The following is a 19672-nucleotide window of genomic DNA, read 5'->3' as shown; positions in this document are numbered from 1 at the left end:
CATGCCTCTTCATAACACGCCGTCCACGCCGCAACGCGAAGCCGAGATCAAGCCGATCGACTATAACGATTCGATCCGCTCGACCTATTTCACCATCGATGAGCTTCGTGAATGCGGTGCAGCACTCGCCCGTGACGGTGTTTCGTCTCTTCCGGGGTTCTTTCCCTTCGAGTTCCGTCCGCGCCACCGCGAAAACGAAAACGAGATTTTCCGCGTCTACAAGGTGACGGCGACCGATGTCGAGGCCGGTGCTTCGATCACGCCTGCCGCCGAATGGCTGCTCGACAACCATTATCTCGTCGAAGAATCGATCCAGGAAGTGCGGCGCGATTTTCCGCGCAAGTTCTATCGCCAGCTGCCGACCTTGCCGGTTGCCGGCACAACAATCCCGCGCACCATGGCGCTCGCCTGGCTCTATGTGGCCCATACCCACAGCACGGTGTCGCGCGAAAGCCTGACGGCGATGGTTTCCGGCTTCCAGGAACACGAGACCTTCAAGATCGGCGAATTGTGGGCTCTGCCGTCCATCGTCCGGTTCGTGCTGATCGAAAATCTGCGGCGTATCGCCATCCGGGTCGACCGGTCGCGCAACATGCGCAACAAGGCAAACGACGTTGCCGACCAGATTGTCCGTCTCGGCACGCCGGAAAAATTCGAGTCCGTGCTGGCCGAGGCCGAGCCGCTCTGTGCCGACAACACATTTGTCGCGCAGCTGCTCTACCGCCTGCGGGACGGATCGCAGACATCGGGATTTGTTATTACCTGGCTGGAAAGACAGCTGGAAAAACGCGGTAGTGACGTCGAGGAAGCTCTGGTCGCCGAGCAAAACCGGCTGTCGTCGGGCAATGCGACGATGAGCAACATCATCCGCAGCCTGCGTGAAATCGACGATAACGACTGGGCCGTCTGGTTCGAAAGCGTCAGTAAGCTCGATGACGCATTGCGTGAAGGCTCGGATTATTCCGCCCTCGATTTCGGATCGCGCAACAAGTACCGCAACACCATCGAACGGCTAGCCCGCCGCTCCGGCAGTTCCGAACTTGAAGTTACGCAGATCGCGCTTGCCATGGTCAAGGCCGACGCCAGCACCATCGAGATGCCGCATGAGCCAAATGTCGGCGGCTTTCTCGTCGGCAAGCAGCGCCGTCTGCTGGAAGAAAAGATCGGCTACCGTCCGTCCGTCCTTCAGACCATCATCCGGCTTGGCCGGAAGCTGGACTGGTTTGCGATTGCCGGTCCAAACATTCTCCTGACCATCCTTGCGATGATTGCCGTCTACATTTTCGTCAGCCCGATGGAAATTCCGACGGGTGCCAAGTTGATCATGCTGCTGCTGTTTGCCCTGCCCGCTTCGGAAGGTGCAGCCGGCCTCTTCAACACGCTGGTGACGCTGTGCGTTACTCCATCAAGACTGGTCGGATACGAATTCCTTGACGGGATTCCGGAGGATGCGCGAACGCTCGTCGTCGTCCCCTGTCTGATTTCCAAGCGCGATCATGTCGATGAACTGGTGCGCAATCTCGAGGTTCACTATCTCGCCAATCCAAAGGGCGAAATCTATTTCGCGCTGGTCAGCGATTGGGTCGATAGTGCTGAAGAAGAAACGGCTGCCGATCTCGATGTGCTTGAATACGCAAAGGCCGAGATCGAAACGCTGAGCGCCCGCTATGCGCATGATGGCCGCACCCGTTTCTACCTGCTGCACCGCCGCCGCCTCTACAACGAAGCCGAAGGCGCCTGGATGGGCTGGGAACGCAAACGCGGCAAGCTGCACGAGTTGAACCTGCTCCTGCGCGGCGATAGCGACACCAGCTTCCTTGCCGGTGCCAACACCGTGCCGGAAAATGTACAATATGTCATGACGCTCGATTCCGACACGCGCCTGATGCGTGATGCGGTAACCAAGCTCGTCGGCAAGCTCTATCACCCGATCAACCGCCCGGTCGTCGACCCGGTCACGCAGAAGGTCACGGCTGGTTACGGCATCCTGCAGCCGCGTGTTACCCCGTCCTTGACCACCGGCAGCGATGCGTCGGCATTCCAGCGCATCTTCTCGGTCAACCGCGGTATCGACCCCTATGTCTTCACCGTGTCCGATGTTTATCAGGACATTGCGGGCGAAGGGACGTTTACCGGTAAGGGTCTCTATCACGTCGATGCCTTCGAGGCGGCCCTGAAAGGCAAGATCGAGGAAAACGCGGTTCTCAGTCACGATTTGCTCGAAGGCTCGCTGGCCCATTGCGCGCTGGTCAGCGATGTCGAGCTGGTCGAGGATTTCCCGATCCGCTACGAGGTCGAGATGTCGCGCCAGCATCGCTGGGCACGCGGCGACTGGCAGCTGCTGCCGTATATGTTCAACCTGTCCAACGGCGTCAGCATGCTCGGCCGCTGGAAGATGTACGATAACCTGCGCCGTTCGCTGATCCCCTGTGCCTGGCTGATCGCCTCGGTCATGGGCTGGTACTACATGGAGCCGACACAGGCGCTGGTCTGGCAGTTCGTGCTGATCTTCAGTCTCTTCGTCGCGCCCACCCTGTCGCTGATCTCAGGCATCATGCCGCGCCGCAACGATATCGTCGCGCGCGCCCATCTGCATGCCGTTCTCTCCGAAATACAGGCCGCCAATGCGCAGGTCGCCCTGCGCATCGTCTTCCTCGCCCATTCTGCCGCGATGATGATGGATGCGATCGTGCGGTCGCTCTACAGAACCTTCGTCAGTGGCAAGCTGATGCTGGAATGGCGCACGGCTGCGCAGGTGCAAAGCTCGGCTGGCGGCAGCATCCTTGATTATTACCGGTCGATGTGGATCGCCCCGGTCCTGTCGGTCATTTCGCTCCTGCTGGCAGCGATTTCCGATACCGGCCTTCCCTTCATCGGCATTCCATTTGCGCTGCTCTGGGCTCTGTCCCCGGCCGTTGCCTGGTTTGTCAGCCAATCGGCCGAAACGGAAGACCAGTTGGTTGTGCCGGACGAGGTCGTCGACGAGTTGCGCAAGATCGCGCGCCGCACCTGGCTCTATTTCGAGCAGTTCGTCACCGCCGAGCAGCATTTTCTGCCGCCGGACAATTTCCAGGAAATCCCGCATCCGATCCTCGCCGAGCGCACGTCGCCGACGAATATCGGCGTCTATCTTCTCTCCGTCATGTCTGCCCGCGATTTCGGCTGGATCGGTTTCGAGGAAACTATCCGCCGGCTGGAAGAAACGGTTTCCACCCTTGATCGCATGCCGAAATATCGCGGTCATCTCTACAATTGGTACAAGACCGACACACTGGAAACGATGGAGCCGAAATATGTCTCCGCCGTCGATAGCGGCAATCTCGCCGGCCATCTGATCGCCGTATCCTCGATGTGCCGTGATTGGGCGGAAGCGCCGTCCGCGCACGTTCAGGGCAATCTCGACGGTATCGGCGACGTTGCCTCAATCCTGTCGGAAGTGCTGGCCGATCTGCCGGATGACCGCAAGACCGTGCGGCCACTGCGCCGCTTGATGGAAGAGCGGATCACCGGCTTCCAGAACGCGCTCGCCGCCGTCAAGCGCGAGCACGAATTCGCCTCCATCCGGGTGATCAACCTCGCGGTCCTCGCGCGTGATATTCACAAGCTCACGGTTAATCTCGATCACGAGGTGAAGAGCGCTCAGAGCGGTGAAGTGACGAAATGGGCGACCATGCTCGTCAACACTTGCGAAGCCCATATCGCCGACGGTGTCTTTGATCTCGGTGCCATCGAAGCGCTGCGCCAGCGCCTGATCGTCATCCGCGACCGGGCTCGCGATATCGCCTTCTCGATGGATTTCAGCTTCCTGTTCCGTCCGGAACGGCGCCTGCTGTCGATCGGCTACCGCGTTAATTCCAATGACCTCGACGAAGCCTGCTACGACCTTCTTGCGTCGGAAGCGCGTTTGACCAGCCTGTTTGCCATTGCCAAGGGTGATTTGCCGACGGAGCACTGGTACAAGCTCGGTCGTCCGATCGTGCCGATCGGCGCGCGCGGCGCGCTGATTTCCTGGTCCGGCTCGATGTTCGAATATCTGATGCCGCCGCTGGTCATGCAGGAGCGCCAGGGTGGCATTCTCAACCAGACCAACAACCTGATCGTTCAGGAACAGATGAACCACGGCCGCCGTCTTGGCACGCCATGGGGCATTTCGGAAGCGGCCTTCAATGCCCGCGACCACGAACTGACCTATCAGTATACCAATTTCGGTGTACCGACGCTGGGCCTGAAGCGCGGTCTCGGCCAGAACGCCGTCATCGCTCCCTACGCTTCGATCCTCGCCAGCATGTACGATCCCAAGGCGGCCATTGCCAACCTGGAGCGCCTGCGCGCGCTCGGAGCGCTCGGCGTCTATGGTTTCCACGATGCTGTCGACTTCACGCCGACCCGCGTGCCGGAGGGCAAGACCTGCGCCGTCGTGCGCAACTACTATGCCCACCATCATGGCATGTCGATTGCAGCCGTCGCCAACGTCGTCTTCAACGGACGCTTGCGTGAGTGGTTCCACGCCGACCCGGTCATCGAAGCCGCCGAACTGCTGCTGCAGGAAAAGGCGCCGCGCGATATTCCGATCATCAACACCAAGAAAGAGCCGGAATCGCTCGGCAAGGGCCAGGAAGACCTGCTGCGCCCCGAAGTCCGCGTCATCACCAATCCGCTGGCCAAGGACCGCGAGACGGTCTTCCTGTCGAACGGCCACTATGCGGTGATGCTGACGGCGACCGGTTCGGGTTATTCCCGCTGGAACGGCCAGACCGTCGCGCGCTGGAAGGCCGATCCGACTGAAGATCGCTCCGGTACATTCATCTTCCTGCGCGATACGACGACCGGCGACTGGTGGTCGGCAACAGCCGAACCGCGCCGTGCGGAAGGTGAAACGACGACGACCCGCTTCGGCGACGACAAGGCAGAGTTCATCAAGAAGGTCGGCGATCTCACCAGCGAAGTCGAGTGCATCGTCGCCACCGAGCACGATGCCGAAGGCCGCCGGGTGATCCTGCTCAACACCGGTACCGAGGACCGCTTCATCGAAGTCACCTCCTATGCAGAACCGGTTCTGACCACGGATGATACCGACAGCGCCCATCCGCTGTTTGCCAAGATGTTCCTGAAGACGGAAGTCGATCCAAAGGGTGACGTCATCCGCGTCACGCGCAACAAGCGCAGTCCCGGCGAACCGGACATGCAGGTGGCGCACCTGATCGTCGATAATGCCGCCAGCACCCGCCATACCGAGGCAGAGACGGATCGCCGCCGCTTCATCGGAACAGGCCGTACGCTTGCCGAAGCGCAGGCCTTCGATACCGATGCCAAGCTCTCCGGTTCGGACGGTTATACGCTTGATCCGATCGTCTCGCTGCGCCGCGTCGTGCGCGTGCCGGCGGGCAAGAAGGTCAGTGTGATCTTCTGGACCATCGCTGCGCCAAACCGTCAGGATATCGACAAGGCCATCGATCGCTATCGTCATCCGGACAGCTTCAATCATGAGCTTATCCACGCCTGGACCCGTTCGCAGGTGCAGATGCGCCATGTCGGCGTGACCTCGCAGGAAGCCGCAAGCTTCCAGATGCTTGGCCGCTATCTTGTTTATCCCGACATGCAACTGCGCGCCGATACCGCCACTGTGCAGGCAGGCCTTGCGCCTCAATCTGCACTCTGGCCATTGTCCATCTCCGGCGATTTCCCGATCTTTGCCGTTCGCATCAACGACGACATCGATCTCGGCATCGCGCGGGAAGCCCTGAGGGCGCAGGAATATCTGCGCTCGCGCGGCGTCACCGCCGATCTGGTGATCATCAACGAGCGCGCCTCGTCCTATGCGCAGGACATGCAGCACACGCTGGATGCGATGGCTGAAAACCTGCGTCTGCGCGGTCTGGCAGATGGACCGCGTCAGCACATTTTCGCCGTTCGCCGCGATATCATGGAACCGGAGACGTGGACAGCGCTTCTGTCGGCGTCCCGTGCCGTGTTTCACGCGCGCAATGGCAAGATTTCCGACCAGATTTCGCGGGCAGAAAATCTCTTGGCAAAACCGTCGCCCAAGGAAGACATTCCTGCGGGGCCGTTGCTGGCAATCATCCCGGATGATAGCGGCGCCGAGAACGTCGAGATCAACGGCGACGGGTTGGACTTCTGGAATGGTTATGGCGGCTTTTCCCCAGATGGCCGCGAATACGTCACCCGCTTGCGCGGTGGCGAAGCAACGCCGCAGCCATGGATCAACGTGATTTCCAACGAGGCTTTCGGTTTCCACGTTGCTGCCGAAGGCGCTGCCTTCACCTGGGGCCGCAACTCCCGCGACTATCAGCTGACGCCCTGGACCAATGATCCGGTGATCAACCGTCCCGGCGAAGCAATCTTCATCCGCGACATGAATAGCGGTGCCGTCCTTTCGCCGTATGCTGCGCTTTCCCGCCGCAAGTCGGTCCAGTTCGAGACACGGCACGGGCTTGGCTACTCCGTGTTCAAGAGTGTCCAGGACGGACTGAAGATTGAGGTCGGTCAGGCGGTACATCGCACCGCTCCGGTCAAGTATCTGCGGCTGCTGTTGAACAACACCACCGGTGAAACCCGTAGCCTCAAGGTTTACGGTTATGCCGAATGGGTGCTCGGCAACAACCGGACAAAGACGGCGCCGTTCATCCTGTCGCATCTCGATGAGGCGAGTGGCGCTGTTCTGGCGACCAATCCCTACAGCATCGACTATTCCGGCCGCACGGCGTTCCTGGCGGCGAGCGACATGCCGTCCGGATTCACCTCCAGCCGCCGCGAGTTCCTTGGCCAAGGGGGTAGCATCTATGCCCCGAAGGCTGTGCGTGATGGTGGCTTGCTGTCGGGGGCGGTCGAAGCAGACGGCGATCCTTGCGCGGCAGTCGTTTTGGATGTGACGCTGGAGGCAGGTGCCAGCCGCGAACTGACGTTCTACATCGGCGATTCCGACAATGCAGGGCAGGCGCTCGAGCATCTGGCGGAAGCCCGCAAGAGCACGTTCGAAGCGGTTCTCGAAGCCTCCAACAGCTATTGGCAGGATTTCACCGGCGTCTTGCAGATCGAAACGCCCGACAAGGCGTTCAACAACATGGTCAATGCCTGGCTTCCCTACCAGAGCCTCGGTTGCCGCATTCTCGCACGCTCGGCCTTTTATCAAGCCAGCGGCGCCTTCGGCTTCCGTGACCAGCTGCAGGATACGCTCGCCTTCATCGTGCACCGGCCGGAGCTCGCTCGGGCGCAGATTCTCAACGCTGCCGCACGGCAGTTTGTCGAGGGCGACGTGCTACACTGGTGGTTGCCCAATACCGGCGCTGGCGTGCGCACGCTGATCTCCGACGATGTCGTCTGGCTTGGCCACGCCGTGCAGCATTATTGCTCGGTCACGGGAACCAAGGACATTCTCGACGAGCAGATTGCCTTCATCGAAGGCGCTGCTCTGGAGCCGGGCCAGCACGACAGCTTCTATCAGCCGACCGTGTCGGAGCGGCGTGCCAGCCTTTACGAGCATTGCGCCATCGCGCTTGATCTCGCCATTGCCCGCAAGGGAGAGAACGGCCTGCCGCTGATTCTCGGCGGCGACTGGAATGACGGCATGAACCGCGTCGGCATCGAAGGGCGCGGCACCAGCGTCTGGCTTGGCTGGTTCCTCGCGGCAACGCTGCGGTCGTTCCTCGTCATTGCTCGCGAGCGGGGCGATACCAAGCGGGTTTCCGCCTGGGAAGCCCATCTTGAAAGCCTCAAGAAGGCCCTGGAAACGGCCGGTTGGGATGGCAGCCACTATCGCCGCGGCTACTATGACGACGGCACTCCGCTGGGGTCTGCCGAAAGCAGCGAATGCCGGATCGATTCGATTGCCCAGTCCTGGAGCGTGCTCTCCGGGGAGGGCGATGCGGCCCGCTCGGCCGAGGCGATGGATGCGGTACTGGCTGAACTGGCCGACGGCGATCACCAGATCATCCGGCTGTTCACCCCGCCACTTTCCGGAACCGCGCAGGACCCAGGCTATATCAAAGCCTATCCGCCGGGTGTCCGCGAAAACGGCGGACAATACACCCATGCTGCGACCTGGGTGGTTCTGGCGCTGGCGGCGCAGAACCGCACCGAAGACGCCTGGCGCGCCTTCAAGATGCTGAACCCGGTCAATCACGCCAAGGACCGCGAAAGCGCCGATCACTACCGGGTTGAACCTTATGTGGTCGCCGCCGACATCTATGGCGACGGTACGTTGACGGGACGCGGCGGCTGGACCTGGTACACGGGCTCTGCTGCCTGGCTCTACCGTGCCGCAGTCGAAGGTATTCTCGGCATCCGCCGGCAGGGAGATAAGCTGATTGTCCAGCCGGTTCTGCCGAAGGACTGGAATGGCTTCTCGGCAACGCTGACCATCGACGGCAAGGCGCATGTTATTTCCGTGACGAAAAATACGGAAAACGGCGAGCCGATCGTTAGTGTCAATAATACTGTCACAAAAAACGCGCATGAAGGCGTTTTGTTGTAACCGCCGGCGCTAGATCTGGATTGAAACCGGCTTTGCACCAGAAGGCGCAAGGCCGGTTTCGTTTTGATCGCCTGCATCAATATCGCGTCAATGGGGGCAGGGGGCACTGAACTCGGACGAGACCATTCTGAATGCTTCAAAAGCTGCAATTCGAGCCGCCTGCCGATGACAGGCAGATGGCGCAAGCCCACACTGTTCCTTCACAGCGCGACACGCGTCTCGACGTCTTTCGGGCACTTTGTCTGCTGACGATCTTCGTCAATCATGTGCCGGGGCAATATCTCGAATACCTGACCACAAAAAACTTCGGATTTTCGGATTCGGCTGAAGCCTTCGTGCTGATCTCCGGGCTGTCCGCCGGGCTGGCTTATGGGCGGAAATTCACGATCGGCAACCGTCTTGCGCTCAGTTTGAAGATCTGGCGCCGCGCGTTCACGCTCTACATCGCACATATCATGACCAGTATCATCACGCTGGCGATCTTTGCCGGCGGGGCGCTCTATTTTGGCCGTCAGGACCTGATTGGCGAGATCAACATCAAGCCGCTTGTCGATCATACCGAACAAGGAATTGTCGCCATGGTGCTGCTCGGACACCAGTTGGGCTACAACAACATCCTGTCGATGTACGCTGTCGTCTTCCTATTGTTGCCCGCGATGCTCTGGCTCTACGGGCGAAGCCCTTTCCTGTTGTTCATGGCATCGGCAGCCCTGTGGCTTGCGGCAGGTATCTTCACCATCGTGCCCATCAATTTTCTCGATGAAGGCTACTGGTTCCTCAATCCCTGGTCCTGGCAGTTCCTGTTCGTCATCGGGATGATCTGCATGATGCGGGCGCGGGCCGGCAAACCGGTACAGCGCCATCCGCTGCTGGTGGCGATAGCGGCGGGCTATGTGACGCTGTCGTTGTTCTGGGTGCTCTTGTCCTGGTGGAACCTGGATTTCTCCTATGGCCTGCCAACTGTCCTGACTGGTTTTGACAAGACATTCCTGTCCTTGACGCGGCTGCTGCACGTTCTGGCGCTCGGTTATCTGCTGGCGGTCTTTCCGGTGTTCAGCCGCCTGACGCGCCTGCGCATTGACCACCCGCTTGTCCAGATCGGCCGGCATTCGCTGCCAGTGTTTATCTTCGGGACTATTCTTGCGATGGTCGGCCAGGTGCTCCTGTTCGTCACCGGCCGGGATCCGCTCTGGGGCTCGCTGTTCGTGCTTGCCGGCATCGGGTTGCACTTCGCCTATGCCCGGTATCTCGACTGGATCGGTGGATTGTCCCGGCTCTCGGTGGCGAAGGCATAAAAAAGGCCCCTGTGCGGGGCCTTTTCAAGTTCGGTGGTTGCTCCTGGTATCAGGCGGCGGCGTGGCTCTTGCGCACATCGTCGTCGGTCAGGATACCGCTTGCCCTGAGCAGGGAGGCGAACCGGCCGTTGCTCTGGCTGAGCTCGTTGAAGCCGCCCATCTCGACGATCTTGCCGTGATCCATGAAGATCACCAGATCGGCCTCGCGCACCGTCGACAGGCGATGGGCGATGATGAAGGTGGTACGGTCCTTGCGCAGGTTGTCGATCGCAGCCTTCACCCGGTTCTCGGTTTCGACGTCGAGCGCGCTCGTCGCCTCATCCAGCACCAGGATCGGCGCATTCTTCAGAATTGCCCGGGCAATGGCGATACGCTGGCGTTCGCCGCCGGACAGCCGGTTACCACGCTCGCCGACGCGGGTATCGTAACCGCCCTGGCGGCCTTCGATGAAGTCGGCAGCGGCGGCAGCCTCGGCAGCGGCCATGACTTCGTCCAGCGATGCGTCTTCACGACCGAGGCGGATGTTCTCGCAGATCGACCGGTTGAGCAGGCCTGCATCCTGGAACACGGTGGCGATCGAGCGGCGCAGCGACTTGCGGGTAACGGTCGAGATATCGACGCCATCGACAAGGATCTGGCCACTGGCTGGCTCGTGGACGCGCTGCAGAAGGTTGACCAACGTCGTCTTGCCGGCGCCGGTCGGACCGACGATGGCGATTGTCTGGCCGGCCTTGGCGGTAAACGAGACGTTGCGCATGCCTTCGGTCGAGTTGGCGAAGTTGAAAGAAACGTCGCGGAATTCGACTTCGCCGCGGACATTGTTCAACTCGCCAGCATCGGCAGGCTCTTCGCGTTCACGCACCGAATCTTCCAGCACGAAGAAGTCTTCGAGCTTGGCGCGGGCTTCGAAAATCTGCGTCACGAAGGCTTTCATCTGGTCGAGGCGGCCAATCAGCAGGCCGGCAAAGCCGATGAAGGCAATGACGTCGCCGATACCGAGTTCGCCCTTTTGCACGAGGAACGTGCCAATGACGAGGATGGCCATCATCGAAATGGTCGAAGCCATGCGGTTCAGCGCACTCGCCAATGCCCACCAGTCGAGAACCGGCAGCTGGGCCGAGATCAGCTTCTGGGTGAAGTTCTTCAATTCACGGGTCTCAGCCTCGATACGGTTATAGCTATGCACAACGGACACGTTGCTGATCGAGTCGGAGACGTGGGAAAAGACCGTGTGATAATGGTCTTCGACCGAAGCCTGACCTTCCTTCGTGCGGGTCATGACGAACTTGCCGACGACCACATAGAGCACGCCGAGAACGACGAGAACGAGCGACAGGCGAACGTCCATGGCAAAGGCTGTGGGAACAAGAAGTGTGAGCGCCACCGCAGTCGCCAGATGCTGGCGCATGAATTCGAGCCAGAGGCCGAACAGCGTTTCGCAGGCGCGCAAGAGCGTGTGCAGGGCATTCGACGTGCCGCGCTGGGTATGCCAGGACAGCGGCATGGAGATGATCCGGCCGAAGGCTTCGGTAATCAGCGTCGAGCGGCGCGTATGCGCCAGGCGGTCAGCCTCGCGGGCGACCAGCACGAAGGCCACCGTGTTGAAGACGCCGAGACCTGCCCACATCAACAGCATAGGGGTGACGGCTTGTTTGGATGTGATCGCGTCGATGATGCGGCCGAACAGAATGGGCTCGGCAATCGTGATAACAGCCAAGACAACGTTGGCGGCAACGATGGCTGAAACACGAAGCTTATGGACGGCAAGATACTGAAGCGCTCTTGCATAGATCTGGAACAATGACACTGTCTTATCCCTCTTGGGCATTTGGTTTGCGGTGCAATGAAAAAGCAACAGGGCATTTGCATCGCGGGGAATGGTCCAGGGAAGAAAAGTCCCGTTTGGAAAAGGTATTCATTCTCTCATCTTTGGTGGATGGAATGAAAATTCCAAAACTGAACGCCTTCTTCCTTCCGTTTGTAATTCTCTTGACCCGCAGGCAACGAAAGTCATCTTTTTGGCTTCTGCGCGCAAACTTGATTGTGATAAACCAGCGCGGTGATTGGGAATTCCAGACACCTGAAGTTGATCATTCATAGCTTGCTATTTTTCGCGCCTTGCAGTTCGTTGACGATGCCGTGCCAGGTGGTCGCATGACTGATGCTCGGATTATCGCGATTGCAACATGAATGGGTGCTGAACGGGACATTCATGTTGCGGCGCACAGGGCGGTTGGAGATTAAAAAATTTTGAAGGGGCCTTTATGAATATCACGTTGCTGGTGCAATTTTTGGCACTGATAGACGAGATGCGAAGCAGGGATGAGATTGTTCAGGAATTCGAGCGTCTCATGGACCACTATGGTTTCGATTATTACGGAATTGTCCGCCAACCCAAGCCCGACGAGAATCCGTTGAGCCTGCTGCTTGCCGGCCGCTGGCCGGATGGCTGGCCGCAGATCTACATCAAGAAAAAATACGTTATCATCGATCCGACCATCCGCTACCTCGGCCATGCGCAACGCGGTTTCCGCTGGCGTGATACGCTGGTCGCCTTCCGCTCTGATCCGCATCGCAAGCGTATGGAACGCATGATGGTCGAAGCGCGGGGCCATGGCCTCTATGACGGCTATATCTTCCCTGTTCACGGACGCCGGGGTCTGCTTGGCAATATGACTTTGGGCGGTCGTGTCGTCGATCTCAGCCCGGTCGAAATGAGCATCTTTGACGGCATTGCCAAGAAGATATTTTGGCGCCTGCTGGAGCTTTCCGACCCGACCGTGCTTGCGGAAATGGTATCCACGGTCGATGTGCAGATGACCCGCCGCGAGATGGAGGCTCTGCACTACCTGGCAGACGGCATGACTTCGAACGAGATCAGCAAGATCCTCGATATCTCCACTCATACCGTCGATTGGTACATGAATGGCATTCAGGACAAGCTGAACGCGAAAAATCGCCATCATGCCGTGGCGTTGTCGTTTCGTCTGGGACTGATTTCCTGATCGAAAATGAATCTTTCCCGGGCGTCACTCTGAAATTGAACTTCAAGTCATGAAACGCTAATAATTCTTTTCGCGGTGCAGCATTACCGTGTTTCAAGTCTTGAGGAGTCCGACTTGCCCATTTCCAAAATCCTTGTCGCCAACCGTTCTGAAATTGCCATTCGCGTCTTTCGCGCTGCAAACGAACTGGGAATAAAAACGGTTGCGATATGGGCGGAAGAGGACAAGCTGGCGCTCCACCGGTTCAAGGCGGACGAGAGCTATCAGGTCGGGCGTGGGCCGCATCTTGCCCGTGATCTCGGCCCGATCGAAAGCTATCTGTCGATCGAGGAAATCATCCGGGTTGCCAAGCTGTCCGGTGCCGATGCCATTCATCCGGGCTACGGCCTTCTGTCCGAAAGCCCGGAATTTGTCGACGCCTGCAAGGCGGCCGGGATCATCTTCATCGGCCCGACCGGGGACACGATGCGCCGGCTTGGCAACAAGGTGGCGGCGCGCAATCTCGCCATCGAGATCGGCGTACCGGTCGTGCCGGCCACGGACCCGCTTCCCGATGACATGGTAGCCGTTGCCAAGATGGCTGAAGAGATCGGCTATCCAATCATGCTCAAGGCCTCCTGGGGTGGTGGCGGCCGCGGCATGCGGGCGATCCGCGATCCCAAGGATCTGGCCCGCGAGGTGACGGAAGCCAAACGCGAGGCGATGGCCGCCTTCGGCAAGGACGAGGTCTATCTTGAAAAGCTGGTCGAGCGTGCGCGCCATGTCGAAAGCCAGGTTCTCGGCGATACCCATGGCAATGTCGTGCATCTGTTCGAGCGCGACTGTTCAGTTCAGCGCCGTAACCAGAAAGTCGTCGAGCGCGCGCCGGCACCGTATCTGAGTGAAGCCCAGCGGCAGGAGCTGGCGTCCTATTCGACAAAAATCGCCAAGGCGACGAACTATGTCGGCGCCGGCACCGTCGAATATCTGATGGATATGGACTCGGGCAAATTCTACTTCATCGAAGTCAACCCGCGCATCCAGGTCGAGCACACCGTTACCGAGGTCGTTACCGGCATCGATATCGTCAAGGCGCAGATCCATATTCTCGAAGGCTTTGCCATCGGCACGCCGGAATCCGGCGTTCCGAAACAGGAAGACATCCGTCTCAACGGTCATGCCCTGCAGTGCCGCATCACCACGGAAGACCCCGAGCAGAACTTCATTCCCGACTATGGCCGTATCACCGGCTACCGTTCGGCCTCCGGCTTCGGCATCCGCCTCGACGGCGGTACGGCCTATCCCGGCGCTGTCATCACCCGCTATTACGATCCGCTGCTGGTGAAGGTTACCGCCTGGTCGCCGAGCCCGCAGGAGACGATTGCCCGCATGGACCGCGCCCTGCGCGAGTTCCGTATCCGCGGCGTTGCCACCAACCTGACCTTCCTTGAAGCGATCATCACGCATCCGAAGTTCAAGGATAACAGCTACACGACCCGGTTCATCGACACGACACCGGAACTGTTCCAGCAGGTCAAGCGCCAGGACCGTGCCACCAAGCTGCTGACCTATCTTGCTGACGTCACCGTCAACGGCCACCCGGAAGCCAAGGGCCGCCCGAAGCCCAGCGCCGATGCGGCAAAGCCGGTCATCCCGCGCAGCCAGGGCGAGATCGTTGACGGCACCAAGCAGAAGCTCGATGCGCTCGGGCCGAAGAAATTCGCCGAATGGGTGCGCGCCGAAAAGCGTGTGCTCCTGACCGATACGACGATGCGCGATGGCCATCAGTCGCTGCTCGCCACCCGCGTGCGCACCTATGACATCGCCCGGATCGCCGGAACCTATGCCCGCACGCTGCCGACGCTGTTTTCGCTCGAATGCTGGGGCGGCGCGACATTCGACGTTTCAATGCGCTTCCTGACGGAAGATCCGTGGGAGCGCCTTGCCAAGGTGCGCGAGGATGCGCCGAACCTGCTGCTGCAGATGCTGCTGCGCGGTGCCAATGGCGTCGGCTACAAGAACTATCCCGACAATGTCGTCAAATATTTTGTTCGTCAGGCGGCTCGGGGCGGCATCGACGTTTTCCGCGTGTTCGATTGCCTGAACTGGGTCGACAACATGCGCGTCTCGATGGATGCGGTGGCGGAAGAGAACAAGATCTGCGAGGCGGCGATCTGCTATACCGGCGATATCCTCAACTCCGCCCGCCCGAAGTACGACCTGAAATACTATACCGCGCTGGCTGCAGAGCTTGAACGGGCCGGCGCCCACATGATCGCGCTGAAGGACATGGCGGGCCTGTTGAAGCCGGCTGCTGCCACGGTCCTGTTCAAGGCGTTGCGCGAAGCAACCGACTTGCCGATCCATTTCCACACGCATGATACATCGGGCATCTCGGCCGCGACCGTCCTTGCTGCCGTGGATGCCGGTGTCGATGTCGTCGATGCGGCGATGGACGCTTTCTCCGGCAATACTTCGCAGCCCTGCCTCGGTTCAATCGTCGAGGCCCTCCGTGGCTCGGAACGCGATCCGGGCCTCGATCCCGAATGGATCCGCCGCATCTCGTTCTACTGGGAGGCCGTGCGCAACCAGTACGCCGCGTTCGAAAGTGATCTCAAGGGGCCAGCATCGGAAGTCTATCTGCACGAAATGCCGGGTGGCCAGTTCACCAATCTCAAGGAACAGGCCCGCTCGCTCGGTCTTGAAACCCGCTGGCATCAGGTGGCGCAGGCCTATGCCGATGCCAACCAGATGTTCGGTGATATCGTCAAGGTAACGCCGTCATCCAAGGTGGTCGGCGATATGGCGCTGATGATGGTCTCCCAGGATCTGACGGTTGCCGATGTGAAGAACCCGGCCAAGGACGTGTCCTTCCCGGATTCGGTCGTGTCGATGCTGAAGGGCGATCTCGGTCAGCCTCCGGGCGGATGGCCGAAGGCGCTTCAGGAAAAGGCGCTGAAGGGTGAAAAACCCTATACGGAACGTCCCGGTTCGCTGCTTGCCGACGCCGACCTCGATGCCGAACGCAAGGCGATCGAGACCAAACTGGAGCGCGCCGTCAGCGACTGCGAGTTCGCTTCGTACCTGATGTATCCGAAGGTCTTCACCGACTACGCGCTGGCCGCCGACACGTATGGCCCGGTTAGCGTGCTTCCGACACCGGCCTATTTCTACGGTTTGACCGCCGGTGAAGAATTGCTGCCGGAGCTTGAAAAAGGCGTCTCGCTGGTCGTCCAGCATCAGGCCATGAGCGAGCCGGACGAGCAGGCAATGGTCAAGGTGTTCTTCGAGATCAACGGCCAGCCGCGCCTGATCAAGGTTCCCGACCGCAACCGCGCGGCATCGAGCACAGCCCGCCGCAAGGCCGATCTCGGCAATGCGGCCCATCTCGGTGCGCCGATGCCGGGCGTTATCTCGACGGTCTCGGTATCCGCGGGACAGGCGGTCAAATCCGGCGACGTGCTGCTATCCATCGAAGCGATGAAGATGGAAACGGCGCTGCATGCGGAAAAGGACGGCACGATCGCCGAAGTTCTCGTCAAGACCGGTGACCAGATCGATACCAAGGATCTTCTGATCGTCTATGGGGCTTGATGCCTCCCTATCGATGCAAAACGGCCGGGTAAAACCCCGGCCGTGATCGGCGGTAAAGATTTTCTCGCAGAACCTTAAGGTTTCAGCGAACGCTTCGCCATCCATTCGGCCATCATCGCGCTGCTGTCGGTGGCAAAGCGTTCTTCGAGCACTTCAGACATGGCTATGCGGTCGGCGCGGAAATGCCGGTAGTCCTCGCGCAGCTCGCACCATGCGGCAATCAGCGTGACATCGACATAATAAACCGTGGCGATCGGCCAGATCGTCCGTCGCGACCGGCGCTGCTGCTCGTCAATATAGGTGATATTGATCTTGCGGCACGTGCGGATGGCATTGCGCACAGCGAGCAGTTCGATCCCGTCGGGGCGGACTGTATCCCCTTCCGATACATAGAATCTCGGAGATGCCAGGTAAGAGCGCAACTCCTTCGGTACAGTGTGCTGAAGCTTGTTCAGCACACTCTCCGCAGCTTCCTGCAGTTTCGGATCGCGAATGCGATGCACGAGGTTGGCGCCAACCGTGATCGCCTCGACCTCCTCCATCGTAAACATCAGCGGCGGGAGGTCGAACCCCTTGCGAAGGAAGTATCCAAGCCCGGGTTCTCCCTCGATTGGGATACGGCGTGCCTGCAACGTCGCAATGTCGCGGTAGACGGTTCGGGTCGTGACTTCCAATTTTTGCGCCAGCGCAGAGGCTGTTGTGGGCTGCGTCTTTCCGCGCAATGCCTGGATGATATCAAAAAGACGATCGGCGCGGCGCACGCATGAACCTCCCAAACACCACTGACAAAACGGTGTCAGTAGCATCGGAGTACAAAGCCCCGGACGCAAGGGGGCAACAATGCAAGACGATCAAAACAAATGGCTCGGCACGCTGCTGATTATAGGGTCCGCGGTTGCCTACAGCTTGTCTGGATACTTCACCCGATTGATTACGCTCGATGTCTGGACTGTTCTGTTCTGGCGGGGAATCTTCGGTGGGCTCTTCATCGGCGCTTATGTTGCGTGGTGGTACCGGAAAGGCTTGTGGGAAGCGATCCGCGCCATCGGGGCGCCCGGCCTTTGGGTGATGATGCTGTCCACGCTCGCGACGATTTGCTTCATCAACGCGCTGCGTCTGGCTCCAGTAGCAGACGTCATGACAATTCATGCCGCAATTCCGTTCATGACTGCCATGCTCGCCCTGATCTTTACAGGGGAGCGGGAAGACTGGACGACATGGGCTGCCAGTCTCACAGCGCTGGTCGGCGTCATGATTATTGTCAATCCGCAAGCCTCCGTTGGCTATCTGACGGGCTACGGCTTCGCGACGGCGATGGCGCTATCGTATGCAGCTATGATCGTGGTCATTCGCAAGAACCGGCATGTGTCCATGCTTCCGGCTGCGTGCCTATCTGCCTTTGTCTGCGCACTTGTGGCCCTGCCATTCGCCGATCCCATGCAGGTGACGGTGGCTGCCATGTTTGATCTTGTGCTGTTCGGAACTGTCCAATTCGGGCTCGGACTGTTGTTGATGACGGTCGGGACGAGGCTGATTTCCGCAACCCGTTCCGCGCTCATAGGCAGCATGGAAAACCCGCTCGCACCGCTCTGGGTCTGGCTGGCCTTCGGGGAGCTTCCCGCTTGGGCCACCTGGGTTGGAGGCAGCTTGGTCATGGCGGCGGTCATCTTTGACGTTTTGAAAAAATCGAAGCGGCAGCACAAAGCGAGCAAGACACTGGCTCAAAGTCAGAGTTTCGTCCGCCGCTAAAACTCCCGGTATTGAACCCTTGCGGCTGAGCGAATGGTGCATTGCTAGAGTTGCGCGTTAGACACAAACCGTCAATTTCATCGTCAAATATCGTAATTATTGCCCGCACTCAGCGATGAGATGAACTTTTTCGTCCGATCCCGTTCGGGCGTCTGGAAGATGTTTTTCGGTGCGCCGCTCTCGACGATCAGGCCTCCGTCGAGGAACAGGACCTGGTGGGCGACCTTGGAGGCGAGGCGCAGGTCGTGGGTCGCCATGATCATCGTCGTGCCTTCGGCTGCAAGCCGGTTCAGCACTTCGACGACTTCTTCCGCCAGTTCCGGATCGAGCGCCGAGGTCGGCTCGTCGCAGAGCAGCACACGAGGCGAAGGGGCAAGCGCACGGGCGATGGCAACACGTTGTTGCTGGCCACCGGAGAGCGTCGCGGGCCAGGCATCTGCCTTATGCGCCATGCCGACCTTTTCGAGCAATTCCTGTGCGCGGGCTCTTGCCTTCTCCTTCGGCCATTTCAAGACCGTGACTAGGCCCTCCATGACGTTTTCAATGGCAGTCTGATGCGGGAAAAGCTGGAAATTCTGGAAGACCATGCCGGTCTGGCGGCGCAGGCGCTGGATCGCGTCCCAGCCTGTCTTCCTGTTCGGCTCGAAGGTGATTTCTTCCTCGCCCAGCCGGATCGTTCCGGCGGTCGGGATTTCCAGAAGGTTGACGCAGCGCAGCATCGTGCTCTTGCCGCCGCCGGAAGGGCCGACCAGCGCAGTCACGGTGCCTTCGGCAATCCGCACGCTGATATCCTTCAGGACGACGTTATCGCCGAAGCGTTTTTCGATATGGGTGAGCTCGATCATGTGCGCGCCTCCAGGAAACCGCCATAGCGGGCGAAGCGTTTTTCCAGCCGGACCTGCAGCGCGGAGAGAACGGAGCTCAAGGCCAGATAGAGCAGGGCTGCCTCGATATAGAGGATCAACGGTTCATAGGTGGTGGCAACAATGCGCTGCGCAGTCTGGAACAGTTCGGGGACCGTGATCGCCGCCGCAAGTGACGTATCTTTCACCAGCGATATAAAGGTATTCGACAAAGGCGGTACGGCGACACGTGCTGCCTGCGGCAGGATGGTGCGCCGCATCGCTTGGCTCCAGCTCATGCCGATCGAATAGGCCGCCTCCCACTGGCCGCGCGGCACTGACGAGATGACCGCCCGGATAATTTCGGATGTGTAGGCGCCAATATTCAGTGTGAAGCCGATCAGGGCCGCCGGGAAGGCGTCGAGCAGGATGCCGACGGCGGGCAGCCCGTAAAAAATCACAAAGAGCTGGACGAGCAGCGGCGTACCGCGAATGACCCAGACGTAAAACCGCGCTACGGCGGCCAGTGGCCGCGGGCCGAATAGCCGCACGACAGCAGTTAATAGGCCCAGCGCCAGTCCGAATGTGAACGACAACAGTGTCAGCGGAATGGTGAAGATCAGCCCGGCGCGTAGCAGCGGCCAGAGTGAATCGAGCATCAGTTGAAGCCAAGGGGGCACGGGCGGGCCTTTCAAACGACATGATCCGCCCCGGATG

10 protein-coding genes are annotated in these 19672 nt (G+C 59.7%); 6 read left to right on the top strand and 4 right to left on the bottom strand.

Going from position 1 to position 19672, the window contains the following annotated elements:
• The first annotated feature begins 1 nt into the window (after position 1).
• On the top strand, positions 2 to 8491 hold the full coding sequence (locus ASD36_RS26170) for a glucoamylase family protein (RefSeq protein ID WP_244489872.1): 8490 nt from the start codon (positions 2 to 4) through the stop codon (positions 8489 to 8491).
• A 131-nt stretch (positions 8492 to 8622) separates the two neighbouring features.
• Complete coding sequence (gene opgC / locus ASD36_RS26165; RefSeq protein WP_060502629.1) at positions 8623 to 9786, top strand: OpgC domain-containing protein; 1164 nt, start codon at positions 8623 to 8625, stop codon at positions 9784 to 9786.
• A 49-nt stretch (positions 9787 to 9835) separates the two neighbouring features.
• Here the strand turns inward: opgC and ASD36_RS26160 are convergent, their stop codons facing one another.
• Positions 9836 to 11593 carry a glucan ABC transporter ATP-binding protein/ permease gene (locus ASD36_RS26160; RefSeq protein ID WP_060502630.1) on the bottom strand — a complete coding sequence of 586 codons (1758 nt, stop codon included), beginning with the start codon at positions 11591 to 11593 and terminating at the stop codon, positions 9836 to 9838.
• On the opposite strand from ASD36_RS26160, the gene ASD36_RS30835 reads away from it, so the two are divergent.
• The 3 genes from ASD36_RS30835 to pyc all read left to right on the top strand — a co-directional run bounded on the left by ASD36_RS30835 (position 11587) and on the right by pyc (position 16364).
• Positions 11587 to 11886, top strand: coding sequence for a hypothetical protein (locus ASD36_RS30835; RefSeq protein ID WP_156393923.1), 300 nt, complete (start codon positions 11587 to 11589; stop codon positions 11884 to 11886). The genes ASD36_RS26160 and ASD36_RS30835 overlap by 7 nt on opposite strands.
• Before the next feature lie 164 nt (positions 11887 to 12050).
• Positions 12051 to 12791 (top strand): LuxR family transcriptional regulator, encoded by a 741-nt coding sequence (locus ASD36_RS26155; protein WP_060502631.1) that lies wholly within the window; start codon positions 12051 to 12053, stop codon positions 12789 to 12791.
• A 114-nt stretch (positions 12792 to 12905) separates the two neighbouring features.
• A complete protein-coding gene (gene pyc, locus ASD36_RS26150; RefSeq protein ID WP_060502632.1) occupies positions 12906 to 16364 on the top strand; it encodes a pyruvate carboxylase in 3459 nt (1152 codons plus the stop codon).
• Positions 16365 to 16438: 74 nt separating this feature from the next.
• Here the strand turns inward: pyc and ASD36_RS26145 are convergent, their stop codons facing one another.
• Complete coding sequence (locus ASD36_RS26145) at positions 16439 to 17125, bottom strand: YafY family protein (protein ID WP_060502633.1); 687 nt, start codon at positions 17123 to 17125, stop codon at positions 16439 to 16441.
• 79 nt (positions 17126 to 17204) lie between these two features.
• Between ASD36_RS26145 and ASD36_RS26140 the strand changes: the two genes are divergently transcribed.
• The gene (locus ASD36_RS26140) at positions 17205 to 18113 is read left to right on the top strand and encodes a DMT family transporter (protein ID WP_060502634.1); all 909 of its coding nucleotides are present in this window, start codon (positions 17205 to 17207) and stop codon (positions 18111 to 18113) included.
• Positions 18114 to 18196: 83 nt separating this feature from the next.
• Here ASD36_RS26140 and ASD36_RS26135 read toward each other — a convergent pair whose 3' ends face one another.
• Complete coding sequence (locus ASD36_RS26135) at positions 18197 to 18958, bottom strand: amino acid ABC transporter ATP-binding protein (RefSeq protein ID WP_060502635.1); 762 nt, start codon at positions 18956 to 18958, stop codon at positions 18197 to 18199.
• Entirely contained in the window at positions 18955 to 19635 is a 681-nt protein-coding gene (locus ASD36_RS26130) for an amino acid ABC transporter permease (RefSeq protein WP_060502636.1), read from the bottom strand. The genes ASD36_RS26135 and ASD36_RS26130 overlap by 4 nt, the downstream gene beginning before the upstream one ends.
• Between the last annotated feature and the right edge of the window lie 37 nt (positions 19636 to 19672).

Origin of the sequence: Rhizobium sp. Root1334, from assembly GCF_001426665.1 — a bacterium.
In the GTDB taxonomy this organism is placed as follows: Bacteria; Pseudomonadota; Alphaproteobacteria; order Rhizobiales; family Rhizobiaceae; genus Pararhizobium.
This window is presented reverse-complemented; position numbering and strand designations above follow the sequence as displayed.